This window comes from Amycolatopsis sp. (assembly GCF_036008905.1).
In the GTDB taxonomy this organism is placed as follows: domain Bacteria; phylum Actinomycetota; class Actinomycetes; order Mycobacteriales; family Pseudonocardiaceae; genus Amycolatopsis.
In genome coordinates this window covers 1-21,166 of the sequence record NZ_DASYMU010000044.1, presented here as the reverse complement: position 1 = coordinate 21,166, position 21,166 = coordinate 1, and the positions used below count along the sequence as shown (strand labels likewise).

Genomic DNA, 21,166 nt, shown 5'->3' with positions numbered 1-21,166 from the left:
GATCGGTCCTCGTGTTGCTCCTCGCGGCCCTGGCTTAACCGGCGGCTGTCGCGACGCAGGGGGTGCGGTCGGTGCCGTCGCAGGAGATCCGTGCCCAGACGGTTTTGCCGCCGGTCGCCGGATGTTCGACCACGCCCCAGGCCTTCGCGAGTTTGTTCACGATGAGCATGCCCCGCCCATGGGGTTCAGCGTCTTCCGGCCGTACGAGGACGGGGTGGGTCAGGCAGCCGTCGTCGACTTCGATCAGCACCTGGCACGGCGTCGGGGTGTGGCTCATCCGCACCCGCAGGGGACCGTCGCCGTGGTCGTAGGCGTTGGTGACCAGTTCGGTGGCGACCAGCATCACGTCCCCGAGATGGGCGTCGTCGAGCGCACTCAGTGTTCTCGCGGCCCAGCGGCGAACGTGCACCAGTGCGGGAACGCCCGTCCCGCGAAGGTCCAGCGCCCAAGCGGCAGGGTCGGCGTCTTCGGCGAAACTCGGCATCGACGAAGCCACCTCCCGGGGGTCCGAGCCCTCACTGCCGAAGGCGTCTGCCTCTGCTCCTACCCCGGCTGGGAGACTTTGAACCGCAACTCACCTCGAAGTGGGCCAGCGGAACCTGCGGCCAAGCCCGTCGCGTCCAACGGCCGGAGGGGATTTCTTCGGCTACGCCCTGGATACATCGTCCGGCCACCCGGATGTCGCGGCCCGGCAATCCGGCGAACCTAACGTGCGCATACCTCCCACCGCAGTGGAGAACATCCGTCGAAAAGGTGCTGCATGCCCGACATCTCCGGTCCCCCCGAACCGACCGATTCCGCTGTTCCACCCTCGCGCCGTCAGGTCCTGCTGGCGGGCACCGCCGTGCTCGGCGCGGCCGCGTTGACCGCTTCCGGGCTGGGCGGCACGGCGTCCGCGGCGACGGAGACGGGCGGTCCCGGCTGGGCGGTGCGCGATCCGTTCAAGCTCGGTGTCGCCTCCGGTGACCCGCTCCCGGACGGGGTGGTCCTGTGGACACGCCTGGTGCCCAACCCGCTCGCGGAAGACGGCTTGGGCGGTATGCCTTCAAGGCCGGTCCCGGTGCAGTGGGAGGTCAGCTCCGACGCGAACTTCCGGCGCGTCGTCTCGGCCGGGGCCGAGGTGGCCTGGCTCCACCAGGCCCACACGATCCACGTCGAGGTGTCGGGCCTGCGCCCGGGCGCCGAGTACTTCTACCGCTTCCGGGCCGGGCGCGAGATCAGCCCGGTCGGCCGCACCAAGACCGCGCCCCGGCCCGGCGCCCGCCTCGACCGGTTCGCCTTCGCCTTCGCGAGCTGCCAGAACTACCCCGAGGGCTTCTACAACGCCTACGCCCACATGGCGCACGAGGATCTCGACCTGGTCGCCTTCCTCGGCGACTACATCTACGAGGGCAACGCCCAGGGCACCATCGGCCGCGGGCACGCGCCGGTGGGCGAGACCTGGACGCTCGCCGACTACCGGATCCGGCTCGCCCAGTACAAGACCGACCCCGACCTCCAGGCGACGCACGCGGCCTTCCCGTGGGCCGTGGTGTTCGACGACCACGAGGTGGAGAACAACTGGGCAGGCGACATCTCGCAGGTCGACGGCGAGCCAGACGCCGATCCCGCGGTGTTCCGGCAGCGCCGGGCCCAGGCCTTCCAGGCCTACTACGAGCACATGCCGCTGCGCCGCGCGCAGCGGCCGAGCGGGCCGGACATCCGGATCCACCGCAGGCTCACCTTCGGCGACCTCGTCGACTTCCACCTGCTCGACACCCGCCAGTACCGCAGCGACCAGGTCCCCGGCCCCCAGCGCGCCGACCCGGCCCGCACGATCCTCGGCGCGGCACAGAAGAGCTGGCTGTTGAAGGGGCTCGCGGGGCCGACAGCCCGCTGGAACGTCTTGGCACAGCAGGTCTTCTTCTCCCAGCGCGACTTCACCGCGGGCGCGGCGGCGACCTTCAGCGACGACGCCTGGGACAACTACCAGGTCGAGCGGGACCTCGTCCGCGACCACTTGGCGAAGGCGAGCAACCCGGTCGTGATCACCGGAGACGTGCACGCGAGCTACGTCTCCGACATCAAGGCGGACTTCACCGACCCGGCCTCGGCCACCGTCGCCACCGAACTGGTCGGCACCTCGATCACCTCCGGCGGCAACGGGACCGAGCAGAACGCGGGCGACGCCGTCCAGCTCGCGGAAAACCCGCACTTCAAGTTCATCAACCGCAAGCGGGGTTACGTGCGCAACGTCGTCACCCGTTCCGAATGGACCGCCGACTACCGGACGGTCGAGTACGTCAACCAGCCGGGCGCCCCGATCACGACCCGGGCGACCTTCGTCATCGACGACGACCGACCCGGCGCGGTCCAGCGCTGATCGGACCGGTCCGGCCGGGGTCGCGTGATCCTGGCCGGACCGGTCACGGTTCGGCGGCCGGGCAGCTGGAACCCTGCGCGGGGACCCTCAGCGTGAGCAGGTAGTCGTCGACGCCGCCGCGCGTGCAGGCGCTGCGGGGATAGGCGACATGGCCCCAGCCTTCGTAGGTCAGCAGCGCGGTGTCGCGCGGCGCCTGCCGGCGGACGTCGACCGCCCAGGCGTACGGGGTGATGGGATCGTGTCGCCGTTGAGCACCAGGATCTTAGGTGCGTCACGGATGTCCAGGCGGTGTGGCGGGTTGGCGGGCGGCCCGGGAACGCCGATGCACGCGGTGGCTTCGTCGTGGCCGATGAAGCTGCCGCGCATGAGCGGTGACCGGCGGAGCTCTTCGGCGCGCAGCCGTGAGTACTCCTGGAAGTTCTTGATGCGCAAGGAAAAGTCCTGGCAGACGGTCGCCAGCCGGACCGACTGGTAGTTGGGTTCGAAGGAGCGGGCCGCGAGGGGATCCTGGGTGATCGTGGTGGCGATGAGGTCTGCGGTCCCGGCCCAGTCCGGGCCGCGCAGCGATCCGTAGACCGAGTCGATCAGCCGTTGCCTGCCGAGCGGTTGCCCGTCCGCGCGGACGAGCGCTGTCTCCCAGGCGCCGAACACGTCTTGGCCGTGTAGCGCGCAGGAAACCGTGCGATCGCACCAGCGGGCGAACTCAGCGAACGAGTCGTCCACGGCCTCGGCCCGCTCGCCCATGAAGCGCCTGGTGCCCACGCTGTGGTCGACGATGCTGTCGAGGACCATCGCGCGGATCCGGTCGCCGAACTTCTCGGCGTACTGCTGGCCGAACACCGTGCCGTAGGAAAGGCCGAAGTAGCTGATCTTCCGCTCGCCCAGCGCCCGCCGGACCGCGTCCATGTCCTCGGCGACGAGGCCGCTGTCCGCGTGGTCGAAGATCGGCCCGCTGCGCTCGCGGCACTGTTCGAGCACGCGCTGGTTGTACCGCAGCAGCGCGGTGAACCCGGTTTCGTCGGCGGGGTAGTTGGTGGGCTGCTCGGTCATCAGGTCGCCACAGGGGATCGCCAGGCTGTTCCCGGTGCCCCGCGAGTCGATGCCGACGATGTCGAACCGAGCCCGGATCTCGGGACTGAAGAGGCCGGAGAGCGCGAACTCGGCCGCCGAGCCGCCGGGGCCGCCCGGGTCGACCAGCAGGACGCCCAGCCGTCGGGCCGGGTCGGTGGCGGTGTGGCGTGCCACCGCGAGATCGATGCCCTCGCCTTTCGGCCTGTTCCAGTCCAGTGGCACGCGCAGCGTCCCGCACTCGCCCTCGGGATTTTCCGGGCACGGCGCCCATGCGATGGAAGGCGGCGGCCCGGTGGGTTCGGCGTTCGCCGCACCCACGCCGATCACCAGGGTCATACCGGTCGTGAGTGCCGCGAGTATCCGCGTGATCGGCCGCACAAGCTCTCCGCTTCGTCGTGGAGCGACCCTACCGAGAAACCCGGCGCGCGGGTGAAGCCTGTCGACGCCCTGTGGACTCCCGAGCTGGCCCGGGAATCAGCCGACGCCGGCAAGCAACCACCTGGACCCTGATCGGCGTCGCGGGATTCAGCATCCCGGAAAGTGTGGAACTGGCGGGGGGAATTGAGCTGTGCGCGCTGTCGAAGGAACATTCGTTGTATCCCAGCGATTTCCCCTGTGTTCCGATGAAGGCACCGGAGCCGGCGCAACGCTGATGTCGTGAGCGTTTACGAGTGAGGCTATGACGCCTTGTCGTGGCGCTGGATGTCGTGGTCCACGAGGTCGCGGGTCCAGCGTCGATCGGCGCGGCGGGAGTACATTCCCCGGTCGGATTCCGCGCAGTACGCGCGATCCGGGCTCGCCTGCGGCCCGCGTCGCGCGATCCGGTGCTTGGCAAGGCTTTGTGGTGCGGGGAGGACCATCGTCGGGCGCTCGAAGACGCTGCTTATGCCCGGCTCGGCGCCGGGACGCCTTCGTATTTCACTCAGGGCGGCGCGACGGCAGAGCCACAGGACCGTCACGGTGAGGGCGACCGCCAGGACGGCGAGCAGGGAGCGGGCGGCGCGCGACAATCCGAGTTCGATCAACGGCGTGGTGCTCCTCGGGTGGCGCGTGGTCGCGGGGGTCGACACTCATTGTTCCTGTGTGATCACTGTTAGTCAGTCGGGGGTATGTGGTGTTCACCTGCGGTTCGGCCGTGAAAAGTCGAATCGTGCCGTCGGTCTCGCTCGGGTGGGTTGGGGAAAATCAGCCATTGGAGTGGTGGATGTGGCACCACGGGTCGTGAGTGGCAGCAAGTGTTCTAACACTCGTAGCCACTCACGAGCCACCCGCTTGGTTGGGCCTGCCCTTCGCTTCGGTCTGCCCGTTCGCTTGGCGTGACTCACGTCTCCGCCCCCGGGGTTCGATGGGTGCCGAATCGGTTGACACGGGTACCCCCTATGGGTATTAAATAGGGTCATGGAAGGGACGCGCATGCACGGTTACAGCGAAGCGAAGGACGACTACCTGGTCCGGTTGCGCCGGGTCGAGGGCCAGATCCGCGGGTTGCAGCGGATGGTCGAGGGCGACGAATACTGCATCGACATCCTCACGCAGGTCTCCGCCGCCACGAAGGCGCTCCAGGCGGTCTCGCTCGGCCTGATGGACGAGCACCTCAAGCACTGCGTCTCCGAGGCGATCGCCGCCGGTGGCGACACGGCGACCGAGAAGATCAAGGAAGCCAGCGACGCGATCGCCCGCCTTGTGCGTTCCTGACCACAGAAAACACCCATCCCGCGAGGAGATCGATCGATGAGCGAAAGCATCTACACCGTGACCGGCATGACCTGTGAGCACTGCGTGCGCGCGGTCACCGAGGAGGTCGGCAAGCTCGACGGCGTCGAGAACGTCACTGTGGACCTGAAAACGGGTGCGGTCACCGTCAGCAGCGCGACCGAACTCGGCGACGCGGACGTGCGCGCCGCCGTCGAAGAAGCCGGATACGAGCTCGCGGCCTAGGCCGCCCCCATCCGCGGGCACCCGCCCGCTGCGAGGACGAAAAATGAACACAGCAGCGAAGCTCTCCGCCTACGGTGCGGCGCTCGTCCTGGTCGCCGGTGGCGCCTGGGCGACCGGCACCGCTGTCGGTCCCTTCACCGGCGAAGCCGGCGCGCTCGGCGGCGAGGAAGCCGGGCACGAGGGCACCCACAGCGACACCGTCGCGGAGGCCGCATCGAAAGACCAGCCCGGTGGGCTGGCGTCGTCACTGGGCGGATACACCCTCACGCCCACCGCCACGACGCTGACACCGGCGGCAAGCAGCACCTTTTCCTTCCGTATCAGCGGTCCTGACGGGCTACCGGTCACCGCGTACGACGTCGAACACGAGAAGCGCATGCACCTGATCGTGGTGCGCCGCGATACCGCGGGGTTCCAGCACGTGCATCCGGACCTGGGGGCCGACGGCACCTGGACCGTCCAGCTCACGTTGCCGCAGGCGGGTAGTTACCGCGCCTTCGCCGACTTCGCGCCGACTGGCGGACAACCGACGACGCTCGGCGTCGACCTCGTCGTCCCGGGCGACTTCCAGCCTGTGGCCTACGCGGCGTCGCGAGTGTCCGAAGTGGACGGCTTCCGGGTTCGCCTGGACGGCGAGCTGACTGCCGGGCAGTCGTCGAAGGTGACGCTGACCGTGACCAAGGACGGTCGTGAGGTGACCGACCTCCAGCCGTACCTTGGCGCCTACGGGCATCTCGTCGCGCTGCGCGGCGGCGACCTCGCCTATCTCCACGTGCACCCGGACGGCACGCCCGGCGACGGCAAGACGCCCGCCGGTCCGTCGGTGGTCTTCTACGCGGAGGTCCCGTCGGCCGGAACGTACCGGCTGTTCCTGGACTTCCGGCACGACGACAAGGTCCGGACGGCCGAGTTCACCGTGGCCACCAGCGGAGCCTCTGTGCCCACCCAGCAGCCACCCGCGGCCGGCGACGGCCACGGCGCACACGGCTGAGCCGCGGAATCGGGGAACGAGTCATGACTTCAGATCTGCACCAGGAAACCACCGCAACCGCCGAAATCGAACTGGCGATCAGCGGGATGACCTGCGCGTCCTGCGCGATGCGCATCGAGAAGAAACTGAACAAACTGGACGGGGTCACCGCCACCGTCAACTACGCCACGGAAAAGGCCAAAGTCTTCTACGGCGAAGGAATCGAGCCGCGGCAGCTGATCGAACAGGTCGAAGCCGCCGGGTACTCGGCGGCGGTTCCGGTGTCCGAAGAGACAGTGCCGGAAGAGCCCGACCCGACGTCGCCGCTCAGGCAACGGCTGATCGGTTCGGCCGTGCTGTCCGTGCCCGTGATCGTGCTGGCGATGGTGCCCGCGCTCCAGTTCACCTACTGGCAGTGGATCTCCCTGATGCTGGCGGCGCCGGTGATCGTGTGGGCGGCGTGGCCGTTCCACCAGGCGGCGTGGGCGAACCTGCGCCACGGCGCGGCCACCATGGACACCCTCATCTCGATGGGCACCCTCGCCGCGTTCGGCTGGTCGCTGTACGCGCTGCTGCTCGGCAGCGCGGGCACACCGGGGATGACACATCCCTTCGAACTGACCGTCCAGCGGATGTCCGGCGACGGCAACATCTACCTCGAAGTCGCCGCCGGTGTCACCACCTTCATCCTCGCCGGGCGCTACTTCGAAGCGAAGTCGAAGCGCCGGGCAGGAGCCGCGCTGCGGGCGCTGCTCGAGCTGGGGGCCAAAGAGGTCGCCGTGCTCCGGGACGGGCGTGAGCAGCGCATCCCGACCGGAGAGCTGGCCGTGGGCGACCTGTTCGTCGTCCGGCCGGGGGAGAAGATCGCCACTGACGGCGTCATCGCCGAGGGCAGCTCCGCGGTCGACGCGAGCATGCTCACCGGTGAGAGCGTGCCCGTCGAGGTCGGCCCGGGAGACGCTGTCGTCGGCGCGACGGTGAACGCGGGCGGCAGGCTCGTCGTCCGCGCGACGCGGATCGGCGCGGACACACAGCTGGCGCAGATGGCCAAGCTCGTCGAGGACGCGCAAACCGGCAAGGCGCAGGTCCAGCGACTGGCGGACCAGGTCTCGGCGGTGTTCGTGCCGATCGTGATCGCACTCGCCGCCGGCACCCTGGCGTTCTGGCTCGGTGCCGGGGGATCGACGTCGGCCGCCTTCACCGCCGCGGTCGCCGTGCTGATCATCGCCTGCCCGTGCGCACTCGGGCTGGCGACGCCGACGGCGTTGCTCGTCGGCACCGGCCGCGGGGCCCAGCTCGGAATCCTGATCAAGGGCCCGGAAGTCCTCGAGTCCACGCACAAGGTCGACACCGTGGTGCTGGACAAGACCGGCACCGTCACCACCGGCCAGATGGCGCTGGTCGAGGTCCACGTCGCCGACGGCGTCGACATCGACGAGGCGCTCCGGCTGGCGGGTGCGCTGGAGAACGCGTCCGAGCACCCGATCGCGCAGGCCATCGCCCACGCGGCACGGGACAAGGTCGGCGAGCTCCCCGGCGTCGAGGAGTTCACCAACCTCGAAGGCTTGGGAGTACAAGGAATCGTCGACGGCTCGGCGGTACTGGTCGGGCGCGCCACGCTGCTGGAACAGTGGAGCCAGCACCTGCCCGAGGCGCTCGCCGAGGCGAAAGCGGCCGAGGAGAAGCTCGGGCGCACGGCGGTCGTGGTCGGCTGGGACGGGCAGGTCCGTGCGGTTCTGGTCGTCGCCGACACAGTGAAGACGACATCGTCGGAAGCCATCACGCGGTTGCGCGCGCTGGGACTGACACCGGTGCTGCTCACCGGGGACAACGAGGCCGTGGCCCGCGCGGTGGCGGCCGAGGTCGGCATCGACGAGGTGATCGCCGAGGTCCTGCCCTCCGGCAAGGTCGACGTGATCACCCGGCTGCAGCGGGAAGGCAAGGTCGTCGCCATGATCGGCGACGGCGTCAACGACGCGGCCGCGCTCGCCAAAGCCGACTTGGGCTTGGCGATGGGCACGGGTACCGATGTCGCCATCGAAGCCAGTGACATCACGCTGGTCCGTGGTGACCTGCGGGCCGCGGTGGACGCCATCCGGTTGTCGCGCCGGACCCTGCGCATCATCAAGGGCAACCTGTTCTGGGCGTTCGCCTACAACGTCGCCGCGCTGCCGCTGGCCGCGGCCGGGCTGCTCAACCCGATGATCGCCGGTGCGGCGATGGCGTTCAGTTCGGTGTTCGTCGTCAGCAACAGCCTGCGGCTCAAGGGTTTCCGCGGCAGCTGAACCCGGGAAGAACTCACCCGTCGTCCACAGTGGACGACGGGTGAGTCAGTTTCCGGCGGGATGGTGCGGCACGGCGTGTCCCGCGGCGGGGAGGTCGCGGTCGATGTGGTCGGCGTGGAACAACGCCTGGGAGAGCAGGCTTCGCACGTGGTCGTTCGCGGCGGAGTAGTAGATGTACGTGCCCTCGCGGCGGCCCTTGACGAGGCCGGCGAGCCGAAGTTTCGCGAGGTGCTGGCTGACCGCCGTCGGCGCGGCTCCGGCGAGTTCGGCGAGGCACGCCACGGAGGACTCGCCCTGCAAAAGCGCCCAGAGGACCTTGATACGCGTGGGGTCGGCCAGCAGGCGGAACGATTCGGCGGCGAGATGGACTTGTTCGTCTCCCGGCATGTCGAACTCGGGCTGGGACGTGTGCATACGGCCAGGCTACTCCATTGGTGCGTACCTGCATTCCTACGCAGGTACGATGGTACTGTGCTCGTTCATGGGTGAAGAACACGGTCACGGCCATGCGCACGGCCATGCGCACGGGCACGGCGGCCTCTCGCGTCCGCGCACATCGGTGTGGGGCCGCTTGCGGCACGCCGTGACCCCGCACAGTCATGACAGCGCGGACAGGCTCGATACCGCACTGGAGACCAGCAAACGTGGCATACGGACCCTGATCTGGTCCTTCGCCGCCCTGTTCGTCACCGCCGTGGCCCAGCTGGTGATCGTGCTGTTCACCGGCTCGGTGGCGCTGCTGGGCGACACGATCCACAACTTCGCCGACGCGCTGACCGCCCTGCCCATCGGGATCGCGTTCGTCCTCGGCCGCCGGGTCGCGACGCGCCGCTACACCTACGGACTCGGCCGCGCCGAAGACCTCGCAGGGCTGGTCGTGGTCTTGATCATCGCCGCGTCGGCCGCGTTCGCCGGGTACGAATCGGTGCTGCGTCTCGTCAATCCGCAGCCGGTGAGCCACCTCTGGGTCGTCGCGGCGGCCGGGGTGATCGGGTTCGCCGGCAACGAGATCGTCGCCCGTTTCCGGATCAGCGTCGGCCGCGAGATCGGGTCCGCCGCGCTGGTCGCCGACGGCCTGCACGCCCGCACCGACGGCTTCACCTCGTTGGCGGTGGTGCTCGGCGCGGGCGGTGTGGCGCTGGGCTTCCCGCTGGCCGACCCGATCATCGGGCTGGGAATCACCGTGGCGATCCTCTTCGTCCTGCGCGATGCCGCCAAGGAAGTGTTCCGGCGCCTCATGGACGCCGTGGATCCAGCGACTGTCGACCTCGTCGAGCACACCGCCCGCGAGACGTCCGGAGTGCTGGGCGCCGGCGACGTGCGGGTGCGGTGGATCGGGCACACCCTGCGCGCCGAACTCGCCGTCACGGTCGAGGCGGCGCTGAGCGTGGAAGACGCCCACCGCATCGCACACGACGTCGAACATCGTCTGGTGCACGCTGTTCCGCGCCTGACTTCAGCTGTCGTGCACACCGAACCGGCTGTCGGCGCCAACGTAGTCCACGACACGCTGGCACATCACCACTGAGCGTTCGCCTCGGAAGCGCGGGCCGCCGCCGGTGGCGTCGTATCGCTTCACCGACGCTCGTCCGGGGATACGCCAGCGGGGTATACCTCCCCGGTGGGGCGCGCCCGGATCGTCACGGGTTACGGTGTGGGCATGACTCGGCGAGGAGCGGGCACCTGGGCGCGATGGGCGCTGTTGTGCGCACTCGCCTGGGGGCTTGTCGCCATGCACCACGTTGGTGTGGCTGAGATGTCTCCTTCGATGCACCATGAAGTCGTGGCTGCGGCGGGGCCACCCGTGGCGGCCCCGGGTGATTCGCACGACTCGGGTATGGACCACTCCGCGCTGCATCTCTGCCTCGCCGTGCTCGGCGCCGTCGTCGCACTGGCGCTGGCCTTGTGGCTGCTGCGCTCGGTGAACACGAACGCGTCCCCGCTTATCCCGCGGATGCGAGGCGTTGCCGCGGCCCGGCCGCCTCCGCTGAGACCTGGGCGCGACATTCTCTCGGCCTTCTGTGTGTTGCGGATCTGACAGGTCCACCGCCGCGTGTTCGCGGCGGCTTCCGTCATGACCGCAACTCAGAGATCGAGGAAAACACATGTTCAGCAAGACCATGGGATTCGTGCTGCCCGTTTTGGCCGCGGGCGCGTTGCTGGCGGGCTGCAGCAGCAGCGATCAGCCGCAGCAGGGAACAGGAACCGGGGCGAGCGTCTCGGCGCCGGCGCCGCAGATCGGGCACAACCAGGCGGACATCGCCTTCGCGCAGCAGATGATCCCGCATCACCAGCAGGCGGTCGAGATGGCCTTGGTCGTCCCGTCACAGACCGGAAACCAGCGGATTCTCGACCTCGCCGACGGGATCCGGCGGGCGCAGGACCCGGAGATCCAGACTATGACCGGGTGGTTGCGGGCCTGGGGAGCTCCGGCACCGTCCAGCGCCATGGGACACGACGGCATGCCGGACACGGACCACGGCACGATGGCGGGCTCGATGTCGGCGGACGACATGGCCAAGCTCGGCGAGGTCAAGGACGCCGAGTTCGACCGGCTCTGGCTGGAGCTGATGATCCGCCACCACCAGGGCGCGGTCGACATGGCGAAAACCGAGCTGGCGCAAGGCTCCGATGTGGACGCCAAGCAGCTGGCGCAGCGGATCGTCGATACTCAGCAGTCGGAGATCACGACCATGAACGCCCTGCTCGCCCAACCATGACCGGCACGTGAAAGCGCCCGGGGAATGTGTCGGCACATTCCCCGGGCGCTGGTGTCGTGGTGGGGGTTACTTGGCGCGCTTGCCGTAGCGGCGGTGGAACTTCTCGACCTGGCCGGCGGTGTCCAGGACGCGCTGCGTGCCCGTCCAGAACGGGTGGGAGGTCGAGCTGACGTCCACGTTCACCAACGGGTAGGTGTTGCCGTCGGCCCATTCGATGGTGCGCTCGGAGTTGACCGTCGAGCGGGTCAGGAACGCCTGTCCACTGGTGTTGTCCTGGAAGACCACGCGGTGGTAATCGGGGTGAATGCCTTGTCGCATCAGGGTTCGTTCCTTCCGTGAACACTTCCGTGGAGTCGACGCCCGGCCGAAGATTCCGGCGGTTTCGGCTCTCTGAGGGGCATAACAAGGAAGGACGGCGATGTGATGCCACCGGGGAAGTGATCCACGACTCAGGTCCCGTTGATCAGCCGCATCGCGAGATCCGGGCTGAACGTGCCGGCCGGAACGCCCTTGCCGACACCGCAGTCGCCGTCCGAGTCACCGGGAACCTTGCTCCACAGCAGCATTTCCGCTCCGCCGCCGACCTGTGACGGGACACCGAGCTTCCGCCCGGCGGGATTGCACCATTCGCCGCCTGCGCCGTTGCCGTTGCGGCTCGTGTCCACGACGAACTGGACGCTGTAGCCGTAGCGACCGGACAATGCGGCGTTCACCGCCTTGCCGTAGGCCACCGAGTCTGCGGTGGAGTGGAAGTTCGAGACGTTGAGGGTGAAGCCACGCACGGTCCGCACGCCGATCGCGTCCAGCCGCGCCGCCATGGTCGCGGCCGGGATCCAGGTGGCGTTGCCGCCGTCGACGTAGGCCCAGGTGTTCGGCGCCTTCTGCGCGAACTGCGTGGCGGCGTAGCGCAGCAGATCCTGCCGGGTCTGCCGGGCGGCGTCGCTGGGCAGGCAGTCGAGCTGCGCCAGCGCGTCCGGTTCGACGATCACCACCGCGGGCTTCCCGCCGATACCGGCGGCGAACGCGGAGATCCAGGTGCGATAGGCCTCCGGACTGCCCGCCCCGCCGCCGGAATCGCCGCCGCAGTCGCGGCCGGGCACGTTGTACGCGACCAGGATCGGCAGCTTCTCGACGACGTCGGCGGCGTAGGTGAAGGAGTCCACCGCCTTGCCGATGTCCCCGCTCCAGTTCCCGAACCAGCGGGCCCCCGGTTTGGCGGCGATCGCCGACTTGATGGTGGCGGCGCGCGCGTCCCCGGCGTGGTCGCGGGCCCACACGGCCGGGTTGGAGTCAGGGTCGGCGTAGAAGCCGTTGGACATCTCCAGCGGATTGCCCGCGGCGACGGTCTCCCGCGCTTCCGCCGGCCCCGCGGCGAGCCCCGCCAGCAGCATCGACGCGGCGACGAAGCCGGTGGACCAGCGGGGCCTTCGGCGAGTGTTCGAGTTCCCTCTCATAACCCGGATCTTGGACAGCGCGGATACACGATTCGTATAAACCGGGACAGCTGAGGGCGGAAGTCCCCGGCGGCGGTGACCTACGACCGCAGCGGCGCCATCCGCGTCGCGCCTAGCGTCGGAAGTGACCGACTGAGAAGGGAATCACCTGATGCGAGCCCGCGACCTGATGAGCACCCCGGTGGTCTCTGTGACACCACGGACCACGGCGAAAGAAGCGGCGCGGCTGTTGGCGTCCCACGGTTTCACCGCATTGCCGGTCCTCGACGACGATGACCGCCTCGTCGGCGTCGTGACCGAAGCCGATCTGATCCGGGACCGGTTCCCGCGCGATCCCCGTCACCACCCCGCCGACGACGACGGCACTGCCGGGAACGCGCCGCCGGCGATCGTGGGCGAGGTCATGACCACCCCGGCGATCGGCATGGGGGCAGGTGCCGACGTCGTCGACCTCGTGACCGTGATGCTGACCGACCGTGTGCGCAGCATGCCGATCGTCGACGGCTCCCGTGTCGTCGGTGTCGTCACCCGGCGGGACCTGATGCGAGTGTTCGGCCGCGACGACAAGGCGATCACCGACGACGTGCGCCACCGGTTGTCGATGTACGGCGGACCCGACCGGTGGACCGTCGAGGTGCACGACGGCGCGGTGTCCATCGGCGACGAGTTCGACAACGCGACCGACCGCCATGTCGCGGGCGTACTGGCCGCCGCGGTCCCCGGGGCGACCGCGGTGGATGTCACGAGCCAGTCCGCCGACGACTGACTTTCCTTCACCACCAACCGCTTTACCGCCAACGAGGAGTTTCGATGACCAGTGACGTCTTCACCCATCCGATCGTCGCCGGTGTGGACGGATCGCCGTCCTCACTGAGAGCCGCGCACTGGGCCGCGGCCGAAGCCACCCACCGGCGCGTGCCGCTGAGGCTGGTGCACGCCGCGAACGTGTCCTTGGCCGCGTACGTCGGTGGGTTCGGTCCGACCGACGAGTTCCTCGAGGCACTGGAAGCCGAGGGACGGCGGCGGCTCACCGAAGCGCAGGCCGCGATCGTGGCCGCGCACCCCGAGGCCGACGTCCAGGTGCACCTGGCGACCGCCGACGCGGTGCCGGCGCTGCTGCAGGAGTCCAAGACAGCGCGCCTGGTCGTGCTCGGTTCCCGGGGGCACGGTGGATTCACCGGCATGCTGATCGGGTCGACGGCCGTCGCGCTGGTGGCCCACGGCCACTGCCCGGTCGCGGTGATCCGCGGGCGCAAGGCCGACGACGCACCGCCCTCGGAAGGCCCGGTCGTCGTCGGGGTGGACGGCTCGCCCGCGAGTGAAGCCGCGGTCGCGCTGGCTTTCGGGGAGGCTTCGTCGCGGCGCGCCGAGCTGGTGGCTGTGCACACGTGGCTGGAGTTCTCGTCGGATATCGAGTACTTCTACGCCCAGCAGTACTTCCCCGCCTGGGAAGACATCGAAGCCCGGGAGAACGCGGTGCTGGCCGAACGGCTCGCGGGCTGGCAGGAGAAGTACCCGGAGGTCACCGTGCGGCGCGTGGTCACGAGGGACCGGCCGGCGCATTGCCTGCTGGAGCTCGCCGAAGACGCCCAGCTGCTGGTAGTCGGCAGCCGGGGCCGGGGCGGGTTCGCCGGCATGGTGCAGGGCTCGACCAGTCAGGCCCTGATGCACCACGCTCCGTGCCCCCTGCTGGTCGTCCGGCCGGACACCGCCCGTTCCAGCTGGTGACTTTGGTCCCGCGGACGAGGACGTTCGGCAGCGCACAGGGAGCTCACGCGACGTAGCCTCGAACAGGTGGGTCCCGGCCGACCAGGCCGGGACCGTCGGGTGGCCCGAGGAGTGTCCTGTGCTGAAGGTTTTCCTGGTCGACGACCACGAAATGGTGCGGCGTGGCGTGGCCGACCTTCTCGACGACGAACCGGACCTCGTGGTGATAGGTGAGGCGGCCTCGGTCTCCGAGGCGCTCGCCCGGATCCCCGCTGCCGGGCCCGACATCGTGCTGCTCGACGTCCGGCTGCCCGACGGCAGCGGCGTCGAGCTTTGCCGTGAGCTGCGGTCGGCGCTTCCGGGCTTGAACTGCCTGATGCTGACGTCTTACACCGATGAGGAAGCGATGATGGAGGCGATCCTCGCCGGCGCCGGGGGATACGTCATCAAGGACATCAAGGGCATGGAACTGGTCGCCGCCGTCCGCGCGGTCGGGGAGGGCCGGTCACTGCTGGACAACCGCGCCGCCGCGGCCCTGATGAACCGGCTGCGGGCCAGTGTGGCGAAGGCCGGCCCGCTCGACGAGCTGAGTGAGCGGGAACGCACGCTGCTCGATCTCATCGGGGAAGGGCTGACGAACAGGCAGATCGCCGAGCGCATGTTCCTGGCCGAGAAGACCGTCAAGAACTATGTTTCCCGGCTGCTCGCCAAACTCGGCATGCAGCGGCGCACCCAGGCCGCCGTGCTGGCCACCGAACTCCGGGACCATCGCACGACGTGAACCGTCACGTCCGGGCCGAATTGGCCACCCGCTGTCCGCCGTCGAGCATGTCTTCGAGCTCGCGCCGTGGTGTCGCCGGCACGGGTGAGCCGTAGCCGAGTCGCAGCACGGCCTGCGGCCACAATCCGCCGACGACCAGATCGCGGAGTTGCTTGCGCGTCTCCGTCACCTCCACCACCGCCGAGAGGAACGACGCGGAGAGCCCGTCGGCCGTCGCGGTGAGCAGGACCCGCTGCATGCCTTGTCCCGCTTGCAAGTGGGCGAGTGGCAGGTCGTGGAAGGTGCCGATGACCGCGATCGCCGGGTTCGGCTCGAAGTCCTTCCCGTTCACCCGCGGGCGCGCCTGCCCGTCGCTGAAGTCCCGCAGCACCCACTCGTCCTGGTCTTCGGGCAGCGGGCCCGCGGTGCGGGACGGCACTCCGTCCGGCGAGTCCGGGCCGCGGCCGGTCCAGTGCGACCATTCGCCGACGAACGCCGGATCGCGCTGCTGGGTTTCGTGCGCCTGCCGGATGAGCGTGCGGAGGAGCGGCAGCCGCGCGGCGTCGGGCGTGGCCATCCAGGACTGTTCGAGCTTGGCGACCTGCCGCAGCCCGTCGAGCAGTGACGCGTCGACCTTCGTGGAGCTGAACGGCATGCGGTTGGTGCGCCGGTGGCCGATCGCCGCGGCCAGCCTGCGGTCGAGCGGCGTGACGACGCTGTGGCCTTGCGGTCGCACGACGGCGAGCAGGTCCGGCCGGGCGGTGTCCGGGAGGAGCTGGACGTCCGGGTGCACGCCCAGCGCGCGGATCGCCACCCGGAGGTTCAGCAGGGCCGCACCACAGGACAGCAGCAGCTCGCGGTGCTGGGGGTCGGCAACGCCCACGGCGCGCGTGGTGTCCGCGTACAGTTCGATGGCCGCCGGGGTGAGGCGGAAACGCCAGGGCTGACTGTTGTGCAACGAGGGTGCGGCCGTGGCCGAGGTCAGCACCGACTGGACCTGCTCGCCGCCGAGACTGCCCACGGGGATGACGTTCGTGTTCATGGCCTGGCTTCTTTCGTTGCGGTGTCCCGGAAAACCGGGAAGATTCCTGCTTCCACTGTCCGTCCGGACAGGGGCGCGAGCACAGAGCCGAACGTCCCTGGCCCGAGGGCCAAAGTCACCACGGTCGCCCGAAAACCCCGGGCAGCCGACCGGACGTGCGACAGTGAGGTCGTGACAACCCCCGTGGTACCCGCAGACGACGGATCGCCCAAAGTGGCCGAGACGCTGTCCCAGCGGCGGTTGCGGGCGCTACTGGCCGAAGTTCAGGACCGGATCGAGGAGATCGTCGGGACGCGGGACCGGATGGACGGACTGCTCGAAGCGGTCCTCTCCGTTTCGTCGGGGCTCGAACTGGACGCGACGCTGCGGCAGATCGTGCGGGCGGCCGTCGACCTGGTGGACGCCCGGTACGGCGCGCTCGGGGTGCTCGGCGCGGACGGGATGCTGGTCCAGTTCGTCCATGTCGGCATCGACGACGACACCCGGGAGCTCATCGGGCCGCTGCCGACCGGGCACGGTGTCCTCGGTGTCGTGCTGGAGGACCCCAAGCCGTTGCGCCTGGCCGATCTTTCCCGGCATCCGGCGTCGGTCGGGTTCCCGCCCGGCCATCCGCCGATGGGTACCTTCCTCGGCGTGCCGATCCGGGCTCGCGGTGAGATTTTCGGACGCCTGTATCTGACCGAGAAGAACAACGGCACGGGGTTCACCGAAGACGACGAAGTGGTCGTGCAGGCGCTGGCCGGGGCGGCGGGGATCGCGGTGGACAACGCCCGCCTGTACGAGGAGGCCCGTCGCCGGCAGCGATGGCTGGAGGCCATCGGCGAGATCTCCGCCGAACTGCTGGGCGCCAGCGACCCGAGCGAGGCGCTGCGCCTGATCGCCGGGCGCGCGCTGGAACTGACCGGCGCGGACTACACGTTCATCGCGGTACCCGGTGATCTGGAATCGGCGCCCTCGGCGGTCACCGAACTCACCGTGACCGTCTGTGCGGGCCCGGGGGCCGACACCGTGGCCGGCCGGAAGATCCCGATCGCGGGTTCCACCTTCGGCGCGGTGTTCGCCGACCGGGTTCCGCGTAACGTGTCGCAACTCGCGTTCGACTTCGCCCACGGGCTGGGGGTGGACCTCGGCCCGGCTCTCGCCTTGCCGCTGGGCGCGGGGGAGTCGATCTCCGGTGTGCTGCTGGCCGTGCGTGCCGCGGGGGCGCCCGGGTTCGACGAGCTCGAATTCCAGGTCGGGGCCTCGTTCGCGGACCAGGCCGCGTTGGCGTTGCAGCGCGCCGAAAGTCAGGTGGCGCGCCAGGAACTGGGTGTGCTGGCCGACCGTGACCGGATCGCCCGCGACCTGCACGACCACGTCATCCAACGGCTGTTCGCGATCGGGCTGGGCATGCAGGGCACCCACCGGAAGGCGGCGAAGGCCCCAGTCGTGGCCGAACGGCTGACCGAGCACATCGACCAGCTGCACGAGGTCATCCAGGACATCCGCACCGCGATTTTCGACCTGCAGGCCGATTCCGGTGAGACACCGCGGCTGCGCGCCATGCTGCACGAGGTGATCACCGGGTTGACCGACGACACCGCGTTGCGGCCCACGATCCGGATGTCCGGTCCGCTGAACGTGGTGCCCGCCGCTCTCGGGGAACATGCCGTGGCCGTCCTGCGCGAGGCTGTCAGCAATGCCGTGCGCCATGCCAGGGCCCAGGAGCTGGTGGTGACCATCTCCGTGGACGACAACCTGGTCATCGACGTGAGCGACAACGGTGTCGGCATCCCGGACACCGTTGCCCGCAGCGGGCTGCACAACCTTCGGCAGCGCGCCGCGGACGCGGGTGGACAGTGCACAGTGGAGCGAGTGGGCAGTGGCGGGACGCGCCTGGTGTGGACGGTTCCGATGCCGTGAGTCACACCGGGACTTCGGCATGCCCGCCGGCGCCGTTCCAGACGTAGTCGAGCCGGTTCTTCACTTCCACCACACCGGGAACGGACCGGATCAGCCGGACCGCGGTGGCCACGTCACCTTCGTACTCCAACCGCCCGGTCAGCAGGACCACGCCGTGCTCCACGGTCGCCCGGACGTAGTTTCTGTTGGCGTGCAAGGCGCCGTCGAACACATCATGGTCGATCTCGGCCTGGATATCCTTGCTGGTACGAAGAAAGGCGCGCAGCAGATCCCGGCGGGCCAGCACACCGACCAGCTTGCCACCGTCGACAACGCACAGGCGGTGAACTCCGGACTGTGCCAGTACCCGGGCGGCCGCGGGCAGTGACGCCCCGGAGTCCACGGTCAGCGCCGGTGCGGTCATCACCTCGGCCGCCGTCCGTCCCGCGGCCTTGCGCCACAGTTCGTGCGCCCGGCGTCCCGCGAAGATCGAGGGCCTGCTGCCGTCCTGATGTTCCTGTCTGTGCAGCAAATCGGCTTCGGAGACGACCCCGAGCAAGGTGCCGTCGCCGTCGACCACCGGCATCGCGCTGACGCCCGCACCGATCATCAGTTCGATGACCTCCTTGAAAGGTGTCCCCGGGGTCGTGGTGACCACGTTCCCGGTCATCACTTCGCCGACAGTCGTCTTCCGCATCGCATGATCCTTTGTGGACTGTGTCATGGCTCAGCGCGACCAGCGGTAGCGGCGGACGACGTCCAGTTTCGCCCACTGTCGCCCGTATCCCCAGGTGTTGCCCGCGGCGTACACGGCAAGAGCGATGAGCACCACGAGGTAGACGAGGTGGTAGTCGATCAGCGGGTTCGTCGACGAGGACGCCGCGCCGGACGACGTCTGCCGGGCGGGCGGCCACTCGGCGATCCACATGAACGCGAGCAGCGTCCCGCCCCCGATCGCCGCCAAGCGCAGGCCGATCCCGGACAGCAGGGCCAGGCCGATGCCGAGCAACGCGATCATGAACAGCCAGTTCGCCCAGTCGGCACCCGCCCAGCTCCGCAGCATCGTCTGGAACGGACCGACTTCGACATGGCCGAGGAATCCTTTGGTGGGTGAGCCCCCGTTGACCCAGGCTTGTGCCGGGCTTGTCGTGTAACCGAGTCCGAAGGTCTTGTCGGCGAAGGCCCACAAAAACGTCAGTCCCATCACGATGCGCAAGGCCGCGAGCACCTTGGCGCCCAAGGGAATGGCGGCTTCGGCGGCGTCTTGGGCGGGTGCGACTCTCGTCGTTGTGCGGTGTTGGATCGACATCTTGTGTCTCCTTTTCCAGTTGGCCCCCGAAGTATCGGGCGCCGCCGGTGCGGAGCGCTGGTGCCGAAATGCCTCTGCCGAAAGGACTTCGGTGAGCTTCTGCGATCTCTTACGGGCCTAAGAGATCGCCATCTGTCGACAGCTGGCGAAGCTCATGACCAGGTCCGCGCGATCGTGGCGGCGACACCGGCACCTTGGCGCCGCCCCGCGCGGGCGGCCGCCTCCCTGGTCGTGGGATCCAGCGGGTTGATGCCGATCGCGTCGACGCTCTGCTCGTCGGCGGTGATCACGAGCACGGCCGAGCCCTGCTGCCGCAGGGTTTCGACCTGTGCGTCCAGGTCGTCCATCCCGGGCACCCGCATCGCCTGGAACACCAGCACGACGTCGTGGCCGTGGGCCAGGTCGGCGTTCTCCGCGGACCGCAGGCCGCCGTCGACGTAGCGGGCGCCCCCGATGGTCACCGGCGGCCAGATCCCGGGCACCGCACAGCTGGCGGCGACGGCGTCGACCAGTGGGACACCGCCGGCGGCGTCGAAGATCCGTTCCTCGCCGGTCGTGGCGTCCACGGCCACGATCAGCAACCTGGCCGAGGGCCACGTGTGCACCGGCAGCCGGGCCGCGATGACGTCACGACGACGTTGCTCCGTAACCGTTTCGGCGAGCAGCGCGGCGTTGCCGATGCGGCGGCGCAGCTCGGTCCTGTCCACTGTGTCCGCGGTGTCTTCGCCGCCGAGACCGAAGATCTCGGCGATCTTTTCGGGGTCGAACTCCGCCGGGATCTCCGGGGACTGCGCGTCCGGATCCACCTGGCGGCGGAACAGCTCTGCCAGGTCGAGGCCACTGGTCAGCTGCGCGGCGACGGCGGATCCCGCCGAGGTGCCCACCACCAGATCCGCTTTCGTGAGGTCCACACCTTCGTCCGCGAGGCCGGCCAGCACCCCGGTTTCCCAAGCGATGCCGGCCACTCCGCCGCCACCGAGTACCACTGCACGTGTCATGGGTCCGATCATTCCACCGGTCACGTTTCCTGGCCGCCGGGAGTCATCGAAACGGCGCACCGAAACCGCTGACGAACAGGGAGAACGACCATGACGAAACGCATCCTGCTCACCGGAGGAACCGGGACACTGGGACGCCTTGTCACACCACTGCTGCTGGACGCCGGTTTCACCGTGCGCGTGCTCAGCCGGCGTGCTCACGAGTCAGGCGACGGGATCGAGTACGTCGCCGGTGACCTGCTGAAGGACGAGGGGATCGAGGCCGCGGTGGACGGCGCCGAGGTCGTCCTGCACCTGGCGGGCGGCCCCAAGGGCGACGACGTGGCCACACGGAACCTGGTGCGGCCGCGTCGCGAGCCGGGGTCCGGCACCTGGTGTACATCTCGGTCATCGGGGCGCGGGGCAAACGCCGGGTGATGGTGCCGGTCCGGATCCCGGGCAAGGCCGGCCGCGCGTACCGGCCGGGGAGAACCTGTCTCTCGAGGGCGCCGCGGTAGGCAAAGGCAAATTTAGCGTGTCTCAACGACCTTCGCCATCTGTCGACAGCAATGCCACTGACTTAAGCTGCCCGAGGTGTCAGCCGGATGTTCGGTGGGTCCGCGTACCTTGCTTCTCGGTGGTCGGCTCGTTTGGTGAGTTTCGCTCCGACTTGCCGTCGTTTGACGACGC

General features: G+C 69.2%; 24 protein-coding genes. 13 read left to right on the top strand and 11 right to left on the bottom strand.

The features are described from left to right. Window positions 1–34: 34 nt before the first annotated feature. Complete coding sequence (locus tag VGP60_RS08620) at window positions 35–484, bottom strand: ATP-binding protein (RefSeq protein WP_327547366.1); 450 nt, start codon at window positions 482–484, stop codon at window positions 35–37. Between the two features lie 276 nt (window positions 485–760). Here VGP60_RS08620 and VGP60_RS08615 point away from each other — a divergent pair, with 276 nt between their 5' ends. Next, a complete protein-coding gene (locus VGP60_RS08615; RefSeq protein WP_327547365.1) occupies window positions 761–2,362 on the top strand; it encodes an alkaline phosphatase D family protein in 1,602 nt (533 codons plus the stop codon). 43 nt (window positions 2,363–2,405) lie between these two features. On the opposite strand, the gene VGP60_RS08610 is transcribed toward VGP60_RS08615, so the two are convergent. From VGP60_RS08610 to VGP60_RS08600, 3 genes are all read right to left on the bottom strand, one after another. Further along, complete coding sequence (locus tag VGP60_RS08610) at window positions 2,406–2,594, bottom strand: alpha/beta hydrolase (protein WP_327547382.1); 189 nt, start codon at window positions 2,592–2,594, stop codon at window positions 2,406–2,408. Further along, complete coding sequence (locus tag VGP60_RS08605) at window positions 2,531–3,811, bottom strand: alpha/beta fold hydrolase (protein WP_327547364.1); 1,281 nt, start codon at window positions 3,809–3,811, stop codon at window positions 2,531–2,533. Before VGP60_RS08605 ends, VGP60_RS08610 begins: the two co-directional genes overlap by 64 nt. A gap of 299 nt (window positions 3,812–4,110) precedes the next feature. Then, a complete protein-coding gene (locus VGP60_RS08600; protein WP_327547363.1) occupies window positions 4,111–4,503 on the bottom strand; it encodes a hypothetical protein in 393 nt (130 codons plus the stop codon). 343 nt (window positions 4,504–4,846) lie between these two features. Between VGP60_RS08600 and VGP60_RS08595 the strand changes: the two genes are divergently transcribed. The 4 genes from VGP60_RS08595 to VGP60_RS08580 are packed head-to-tail and all read left to right on the top strand — an operon-like array spanning window position 4,847 to window position 8,626. Then, window positions 4,847–5,128, top strand: a complete 282-nt coding sequence (locus tag VGP60_RS08595; protein WP_327547381.1) for a metal-sensitive transcriptional regulator — start codon at window positions 4,847–4,849, stop codon at window positions 5,126–5,128. A gap of 36 nt (window positions 5,129–5,164) precedes the next feature. Continuing rightward, on the top strand, window positions 5,165–5,371 hold the full coding sequence (locus VGP60_RS08590) for a copper ion binding protein (protein ID WP_327547362.1): 207 nt from the start codon (window positions 5,165–5,167) through the stop codon (window positions 5,369–5,371). 43 nt (window positions 5,372–5,414) lie between these two features. Next, window positions 5,415–6,362 carry a hypothetical protein gene (locus VGP60_RS08585; protein WP_327547361.1) on the top strand — a complete coding sequence of 316 codons (948 nt, stop codon included), beginning with the start codon at window positions 5,415–5,417 and terminating at the stop codon, window positions 6,360–6,362. Window positions 6,363–6,385: 23 nt separating this feature from the next. After that, on the top strand, window positions 6,386–8,626 hold the full coding sequence (locus tag VGP60_RS08580; protein ID WP_327547360.1) for a heavy metal translocating P-type ATPase: 2,241 nt from the start codon (window positions 6,386–6,388) through the stop codon (window positions 8,624–8,626). A gap of 45 nt (window positions 8,627–8,671) precedes the next feature. Here the strand turns inward: VGP60_RS08580 and VGP60_RS08575 are convergent, their stop codons facing one another. Continuing rightward, window positions 8,672–9,040 (bottom strand): metalloregulator ArsR/SmtB family transcription factor, encoded by a 369-nt coding sequence (locus tag VGP60_RS08575; RefSeq protein ID WP_327547359.1) that lies wholly within the window; start codon window positions 9,038–9,040, stop codon window positions 8,672–8,674. Window positions 9,041–9,107: 67 nt separating this feature from the next. On the opposite strand from VGP60_RS08575, the gene VGP60_RS08570 reads away from it, so the two are divergent. From VGP60_RS08570 to VGP60_RS08560, 3 genes are all read left to right on the top strand, one after another. Continuing rightward, window positions 9,108–10,154: a cation diffusion facilitator family transporter gene (locus VGP60_RS08570; protein ID WP_327547358.1), complete on the top strand. Its 1,047-nt coding sequence runs from the start codon at window positions 9,108–9,110 to the stop codon at window positions 10,152–10,154. 255 nt (window positions 10,155–10,409) lie between these two features. Then, the gene (locus VGP60_RS08565; protein ID WP_327547357.1) at window positions 10,410–10,664 is read left to right on the top strand and encodes a hypothetical protein; all 255 of its coding nucleotides are present in this window, start codon (window positions 10,410–10,412) and stop codon (window positions 10,662–10,664) included. A gap of 67 nt (window positions 10,665–10,731) precedes the next feature. After that, window positions 10,732–11,346 (top strand): DUF305 domain-containing protein, encoded by a 615-nt coding sequence (locus VGP60_RS08560; protein ID WP_327547356.1) that lies wholly within the window; start codon window positions 10,732–10,734, stop codon window positions 11,344–11,346. A gap of 66 nt (window positions 11,347–11,412) precedes the next feature. Here the strand turns inward: VGP60_RS08560 and VGP60_RS08555 are convergent, their stop codons facing one another. Next, on the bottom strand, window positions 11,413–11,664 hold the full coding sequence (locus VGP60_RS08555) for a type B 50S ribosomal protein L31 (RefSeq protein WP_327547355.1): 252 nt from the start codon (window positions 11,662–11,664) through the stop codon (window positions 11,413–11,415). A gap of 131 nt (window positions 11,665–11,795) precedes the next feature. After that, window positions 11,796–12,800 carry a glycoside hydrolase family 6 protein gene (locus VGP60_RS08550; RefSeq protein WP_327547354.1) on the bottom strand — a complete coding sequence of 335 codons (1,005 nt, stop codon included), beginning with the start codon at window positions 12,798–12,800 and terminating at the stop codon, window positions 11,796–11,798. A 151-nt stretch (window positions 12,801–12,951) separates the two neighbouring features. Between VGP60_RS08550 and VGP60_RS08545 the strand changes: the two genes are divergently transcribed. The 3 genes from VGP60_RS08545 to VGP60_RS08535 all read left to right on the top strand — a co-directional run bounded on the left by VGP60_RS08545 (window position 12,952) and on the right by VGP60_RS08535 (window position 15,288). Beyond that, a complete protein-coding gene (locus VGP60_RS08545; RefSeq protein ID WP_327547353.1) occupies window positions 12,952–13,566 on the top strand; it encodes a CBS domain-containing protein in 615 nt (204 codons plus the stop codon). A 44-nt stretch (window positions 13,567–13,610) separates the two neighbouring features. Further along, window positions 13,611–14,528 (top strand): universal stress protein, encoded by a 918-nt coding sequence (locus VGP60_RS08540; protein WP_327547352.1) that lies wholly within the window; start codon window positions 13,611–13,613, stop codon window positions 14,526–14,528. 118 nt (window positions 14,529–14,646) lie between these two features. After that, entirely contained in the window at window positions 14,647–15,288 is a 642-nt protein-coding gene (locus VGP60_RS08535; RefSeq protein ID WP_327547351.1) for a response regulator transcription factor, read from the top strand. Window positions 15,289–15,292: 4 nt separating this feature from the next. Here the strand turns inward: VGP60_RS08535 and VGP60_RS08530 are convergent, their stop codons facing one another. Continuing rightward, window positions 15,293–16,309 (bottom strand): Acg family FMN-binding oxidoreductase, encoded by a 1,017-nt coding sequence (locus VGP60_RS08530; protein WP_327547350.1) that lies wholly within the window; start codon window positions 16,307–16,309, stop codon window positions 15,293–15,295. A 171-nt stretch (window positions 16,310–16,480) separates the two neighbouring features. Here VGP60_RS08530 and VGP60_RS08525 point away from each other — a divergent pair, with 171 nt between their 5' ends. Beyond that, entirely contained in the window at window positions 16,481–18,211 is a 1,731-nt protein-coding gene (locus VGP60_RS08525; protein ID WP_327547349.1) for a GAF domain-containing sensor histidine kinase, read from the top strand. Window position 18,212: 1 nt separating this feature from the next. Here the strand turns inward: VGP60_RS08525 and VGP60_RS08520 are convergent, their stop codons facing one another. From VGP60_RS08520 to VGP60_RS08510, 3 genes are all read right to left on the bottom strand, one after another. Continuing rightward, the gene (locus VGP60_RS08520; RefSeq protein ID WP_327547348.1) at window positions 18,213–18,887 is read right to left on the bottom strand and encodes a CBS domain-containing protein; all 675 of its coding nucleotides are present in this window, start codon (window positions 18,885–18,887) and stop codon (window positions 18,213–18,215) included. A 30-nt stretch (window positions 18,888–18,917) separates the two neighbouring features. Continuing rightward, window positions 18,918–19,499 carry a hypothetical protein gene (locus tag VGP60_RS08515; RefSeq protein ID WP_327547347.1) on the bottom strand — a complete coding sequence of 194 codons (582 nt, stop codon included), beginning with the start codon at window positions 19,497–19,499 and terminating at the stop codon, window positions 18,918–18,920. 152 nt (window positions 19,500–19,651) lie between these two features. After that, window positions 19,652–20,497, bottom strand: a complete 846-nt coding sequence (locus tag VGP60_RS08510) for a patatin-like phospholipase family protein (protein ID WP_327547346.1) — start codon at window positions 20,495–20,497, stop codon at window positions 19,652–19,654. A 90-nt stretch (window positions 20,498–20,587) separates the two neighbouring features. Here VGP60_RS08510 and VGP60_RS08505 point away from each other — a divergent pair, with 90 nt between their 5' ends. Further along, window positions 20,588–20,914, top strand: a complete 327-nt coding sequence (locus tag VGP60_RS08505) for an NAD(P)H-binding protein (protein ID WP_327547345.1) — start codon at window positions 20,588–20,590, stop codon at window positions 20,912–20,914. The last annotated feature ends 252 nt before the right edge of the window (window positions 20,915–21,166 follow it).

What these genes read in the sequence shown, in the direction of transcription:
- VGP60_RS08620 (WP_327547366.1), bottom strand. Translation starts at nt 484, where the DNA reads ATGCCGAGTTTCGCCGAAGACGCCGACCCTGCCGCTTGGGCGCTGGAC.
- VGP60_RS08615 (WP_327547365.1), top strand. Translation starts at nt 761, where the DNA reads ATGCCCGACATCTCCGGTCCCCCCGAACCGACCGATTCCGCTGTTCCA.
- VGP60_RS08595 (WP_327547381.1), top strand. Translation starts at nt 4,847, where the DNA reads ATGCACGGTTACAGCGAAGCGAAGGACGACTACCTGGTCCGGTTGCGC.
- VGP60_RS08590 (WP_327547362.1), top strand. Translation starts at nt 5,165, where the DNA reads ATGAGCGAAAGCATCTACACCGTGACCGGCATGACCTGTGAGCACTGC.
- VGP60_RS08585 (WP_327547361.1), top strand. Translation starts at nt 5,415, where the DNA reads ATGAACACAGCAGCGAAGCTCTCCGCCTACGGTGCGGCGCTCGTCCTG.
- VGP60_RS08580 (WP_327547360.1), top strand. Translation starts at nt 6,386, where the DNA reads ATGACTTCAGATCTGCACCAGGAAACCACCGCAACCGCCGAAATCGAA.
- VGP60_RS08575 (WP_327547359.1), bottom strand. Translation starts at nt 9,040, where the DNA reads ATGCACACGTCCCAGCCCGAGTTCGACATGCCGGGAGACGAACAAGTC.
- VGP60_RS08570 (WP_327547358.1), top strand. Translation starts at nt 9,108, where the DNA reads ATGGGTGAAGAACACGGTCACGGCCATGCGCACGGCCATGCGCACGGG.
- VGP60_RS08560 (WP_327547356.1), top strand. Translation starts at nt 10,732, where the DNA reads ATGTTCAGCAAGACCATGGGATTCGTGCTGCCCGTTTTGGCCGCGGGC.
- VGP60_RS08555 (WP_327547355.1), bottom strand. Translation starts at nt 11,664, where the DNA reads ATGCGACAAGGCATTCACCCCGATTACCACCGCGTGGTCTTCCAGGAC.
- VGP60_RS08550 (WP_327547354.1), bottom strand. Translation starts at nt 12,800, where the DNA reads ATGAGAGGGAACTCGAACACTCGCCGAAGGCCCCGCTGGTCCACCGGC.
- VGP60_RS08545 (WP_327547353.1), top strand. Translation starts at nt 12,952, where the DNA reads ATGCGAGCCCGCGACCTGATGAGCACCCCGGTGGTCTCTGTGACACCA.
- VGP60_RS08540 (WP_327547352.1), top strand. Translation starts at nt 13,611, where the DNA reads ATGACCAGTGACGTCTTCACCCATCCGATCGTCGCCGGTGTGGACGGA.
- VGP60_RS08530 (WP_327547350.1), bottom strand. Translation starts at nt 16,309, where the DNA reads ATGAACACGAACGTCATCCCCGTGGGCAGTCTCGGCGGCGAGCAGGTC.
- VGP60_RS08520 (WP_327547348.1), bottom strand. Translation starts at nt 18,887, where the DNA reads ATGCGGAAGACGACTGTCGGCGAAGTGATGACCGGGAACGTGGTCACC.
- VGP60_RS08515 (WP_327547347.1), bottom strand. Translation starts at nt 19,499, where the DNA reads ATGTCGATCCAACACCGCACAACGACGAGAGTCGCACCCGCCCAAGAC.
- VGP60_RS08510 (WP_327547346.1), bottom strand. Translation starts at nt 20,497, where the DNA reads ATGACACGTGCAGTGGTACTCGGTGGCGGCGGAGTGGCCGGCATCGCT.
- VGP60_RS08505 (WP_327547345.1), top strand. Translation starts at nt 20,588, where the DNA reads ATGACGAAACGCATCCTGCTCACCGGAGGAACCGGGACACTGGGACGC.